Origin of the sequence: Ramlibacter sp., assembly GCF_028292805.1 — a bacterium.
GTDB lineage: Bacteria > Pseudomonadota > Gammaproteobacteria > Burkholderiales > Burkholderiaceae_C > Ramlibacter.
Map to the genome: position 1 here is coordinate 1 of NZ_JAQGLS010000036.1, position 3916 is coordinate 3916.

Annotated in this window: 3 protein-coding genes and 2 pseudogenes; all 5 read left to right on the top strand. The window is 68.9% G+C overall.

The features are described from left to right. A pseudogene (locus JWP65_RS01895) lies at positions 1-415 on the top strand (type I glyceraldehyde-3-phosphate dehydrogenase); the annotation flags it as partial. Between the two features lie 135 nt (positions 416-550). Further along, a complete protein-coding gene (gene phnC / locus JWP65_RS01900) occupies positions 551-1408 on the top strand; it encodes a phosphonate ABC transporter ATP-binding protein (RefSeq protein ID WP_299759813.1) in 858 nt (285 codons plus the stop codon). 27 nt (positions 1409-1435) lie between these two features. After that, a complete protein-coding gene (gene phnD / locus JWP65_RS01905) occupies positions 1436-2398 on the top strand; it encodes a phosphonate ABC transporter substrate-binding protein (RefSeq protein WP_299759815.1) in 963 nt (320 codons plus the stop codon). Between the two features lie 37 nt (positions 2399-2435). Continuing rightward, entirely contained in the window at positions 2436-3218 is a 783-nt protein-coding gene (gene phnE, locus JWP65_RS01910) for a phosphonate ABC transporter, permease protein PhnE (protein WP_299759817.1), read from the top strand. Between the two features lie 8 nt (positions 3219-3226). Next, positions 3227-3796 (top strand): annotated as a pseudogene (locus tag JWP65_RS01915) (HD domain-containing protein). Positions 3797-3916: the final 120 nt, after the last annotated feature.

Genomic DNA, 3916 nt, shown 5'->3' on the forward strand with positions numbered 1-3916 from the left:
GCGCGGCGGCCGCGGCATCCTGGAAAACATCATCCCGTCCTCGACCGGCGCCGCCAAGGCCGTCGGCGTGGTGATTCCCGAGCTGAACAAGAAGCTCACGGGCATGTCGTTCCGGGTGCCGACCTCCGACGTCTCGGTGGTCGACCTGACCGTGGAACTGGAAAAGCCGGCCACCTACGCCGAGATCTGCGCGGAAATGAAGGCGCAGAGCGAAGGCGCGTTGAAGGGCATCCTGGGCTACACGGAAGACAAGGTGGTGGCCACCGACTTCCGCGGCGACACCCGCACCTCGATCTTCGACGCCGACGCCGGCATCGCACTGGACTCCACCTTCGTCAAGCTGGTCAGCTGGTACGACAACGAATGGGGCTACTCCAACAAGTGTCTGGAGATGGTGCGGGTGGTGGCGAAGTAACGCTACGCCCTTCATCCCCGCGCAGGCGGGAGATCCAGAAGAAAGCGCCCCACGGGGCGCTTTTCTTTTGCCTGGCTTGCCATCAAAGCGTCACACGCGTGGGCGAGCATCCGCCCAAGCCAACCAGGAGCTTTCATGGATGCAGCCATCCGCGTGCGCGGAATCGACAAGACCTTCGACTCGGGCCGCAAGGCACTCCAGGGCGTCGACCTGGACATCCTGCCCGGCGAGATGGTGGCGCTGATCGGCGCCTCCGGATCCGGCAAGTCCACCTTGCTGCGGCACATGGCCGGCCTGATGGCGGCCGACGCCGGCGCCGGCACGATCGAGATCCACGGCCGCACGGTGCAGCGCGACGGACGCATCGCCGCCGACATCCGCGGCGTGCGTGCCGGCATGGGCTTCGTGTTCCAGCAGTTCAACCTGGTCGACCGGCTGCCGGTGCTGGTCAACGTGCTGGCTGGCAGCCTGCACCGGGTGCCGGCCTGGCGCAGCCTGCTGCGCTGGTTCACGCCGGCCGAGAAGACCCGCGCGATCGAGGCGCTGTCCCGCGTCGGCATCGCCGAGTGCTGCAACCAGCGCGCCTCCACCCTGTCGGGCGGGCAGCAGCAGCGCGCCGCCATCGCCCGCGCCATGGTGCAGGGCGCCCGCGTGCTGCTGGCCGACGAGCCGATCGCCTCGCTCGACCCGGAGTCGTCGCGCCGCGTGATGGACATCCTGGCGCGCGTCAACCAGGAAGACGGCTGCACGGTGGTGGTCTCGCTGCACCAGGTCAACGTGGCCATGAAGTACTGCCCGCGCACGGTGGCGCTGCACCACGGCCGGGTGGTGTACGACGGCGCCTCCGCCGCGCTCACCCCGGCCTTGCTGCGCGAACTGTACGGCGCCGATGCCGACGAGATCCTGGCGCTCGGCGACCACATCACCAGCCTGCAGGAACCGGGCAAGGCCCCGGCCAGCGGCTGGATCCCGCCGCTGGCGCACGCCGCCTGACCCCATTCCCTTTCAAGGAGCATTCCCATGATCAAGCACATCACCGCCGGCCTCGCGGCCAGCCTGGCCTTCACGCTGGCCGGCGCCCAGGAGCTCAAGGAAATCAACTTCGGCTTCATCTCCACCGAGTCCAGCACCAACCTGCGCAGCGACTGGCAGCCGATCCTGGACGACATGGCCAGGCAGACCGGCCTGAAGGTCAACGCCTTCTTCGCCTCCGACTACGCCGGCATCATCGAAGGCATGCGCTTCAACAAGGTGCACCTGGCCTGGATGGGCAACAAGTCCGCCGCCGAAGCCGTCGACCGCGCCGGCGGCGAAGTGTTCGCGCAGATGGTCAACGCCGACGGCACCCAGGGCTACTACTCGCACCTGATCGTGCACAAGGACAGCCCGCTCAAGACCCTGGACGACGTGTTGAAGAACAGCAAGTCGCTCAGCTTTGGCAACGGCGACCCCAACAGCACCTCGGGCTTCCTGGTGCCCAGCTACTACGTGTTCGCGCAGAACAAGGTCGACGCCAAGACGGCCTTCAAGGTGGCGCGCAGCGCCAACCACGAAACCAACGCGCTGACCGTGGCCAACAAGCTGGTCGACGTGGCCACCAACAACAGCGAGAACCTGGAAAAGCTGCGCGAGCGGCAACCCGAGAAGTTCGCCGCCGTGCGCGTGGTGTGGACCTCGCCGCTGATCCCGCTGGACCCGCTGGTGATGCGCAAGGACGTGCCCCAAGCCACCAAGCAGAAGATCAAGTCCTTCCTCTACAACTACGGCAAGGGCGGGCAGGCCGAGCGCGACAACCTGATGAAGGTGTCCAGGCTGTCCGCGTTCAAGCCTTCCAGCAACGCGCAGCTGATCCCGATCCGCCAGCTGGAGCTGTTCCGCGAGCGCAACAAGCTCGAAGCCGACACCAACGTCGCCGCTGGCGCGAAGCAGGCCAGGCTGGCCGACATCGACCAGCGCCTGGCCGAACTCGCCAGCCAGCTCTGAACGGAACCCCGCCGTGACCGTGCAAGCCCGACTCGCCGTGGTGCCGCCGGCGCTGCCCCAGCCATCGCGCACCAGCCTGCCCGTGCTGGCCGCCTGGGGCTTGCTGCTGGCGCTGCTGGCGGGCTCCTGGCGCGGCGCCGACATGCGCCCGCTCGACCTGCTGCGCGACTCCGGCAACATGGCCGAGTACGCGTCCAGCTTCTTTCCGCCCGATTTGCGTGACTGGCGCAGCTACCTGCGTGAGATGGTGGTGACGCTGCAGATCGCGCTGTGGGGCACGGTGCTGGCGGTGCTGTGCGCCGTGCCGCTGGGTCTGCTGTCGTCGTCCAACCTGGTGCCGGCCTGGGTCTACCAGCCGGTGCGCCGGGTGATGGACGCGGCCCGCGCGATCAACGAGATGGTGTTCGCGATGCTGTTCATCGTGGCCGTGGGGCTGGGGCCGTTCGCCGGCGTGCTGGCGCTGTGGATCCACACCACCGGCAGCCTCGCCAAGCTGTTTTCCGAAGCGGTGGAGGCGATCGATCCGCAACCGGTCGAAGGCATCCGCGCCACCGGCGCCAGCGCGCTGGAGGAGATCTGCTACGGCGTGCTGCCGCAGGTGCTGCCGCTGTGGATCTCGTTCTCGCTGTACCGCTTCGAGGCCAACGTGCGCTCGGCCTCGGTGGTGGGCATGGTGGGCGCGGGCGGCATCGGCGTGGTGCTGTGGGAAATCATCCGCGGCTTTCAGTACGCCCAGACCTGCGCCGTGATGATCATCATCGTGGTGACGGTCAGCCTGATCGACCTGGTGTCCGCCCGCATCCGCAAGACCTTGATCTAGGAGCCTTCATGCCGTTGACCGTCGACCAGATCCTGCGCCTGGACGCCGCTGAAGGCGCGGCCCGCTACGGCAGCGAAGCCCTGAGCCAGGAGCAGCACGCGCTGCAGTGCGGCTTTCTGGCCGAGCGCGCCGGCGCCAGCGCCAGCCTGGTGGCGGCGGCGCTGCTGCACGACCTGGGCCACCTGCTGGAAACGCGCGAGGATGCCAGCGCGCCGCGCGACGACCTGCACGAGTACCGGACGCTGCCGTTCCTGCGCCGCGACTAGCCCGAGGCGGTGCTCCAGCCGATCCGCCTGCACGTGGCCGCCAAGCGCTACCTGTGCGCGACCGAGCCGGGCTACCGCGACCGGCTCTCGCCAGCGTCGCTGCGCTCGCTGGCCCTGCAAGGCGGCGCCTTCAGTCCCGCCGAGCTCGAACGCTTCCTGTGCGAGCCGCATGCCATCGACGCGATCGCGCTGCGGCGCTGGGACGACCAGGCCAAGATCGCCGGCCGCGCCACGCCGGGCTGGGCGCACTTTCGCACGGTGCTGGAGCGGGCCTGCCTGCATCGGCCCGCGCGCCAGCCCGCAGTCGCCTGAGCGCTGGCCTCAGCGCGCCAGCCGCAGCAGGTAGTCGCGCAGCGCCGCGCCGGCCGCCTCCAGCGTGCCGTCGTTGGCGATCACGCAATCGGCCGGTGGCGGCGCCTGCAGCCGGTTGCG

Coding starts and splice junctions, on each gene's coding strand:
- phnC (WP_299759813.1), top strand. CDS start 551: ATGGATGCAGCCATCCGCGTGCGCGGAATCGACAAGACCTTCGACTCG.
- phnD (WP_299759815.1), top strand. CDS start 1,436: ATGATCAAGCACATCACCGCCGGCCTCGCGGCCAGCCTGGCCTTCACG.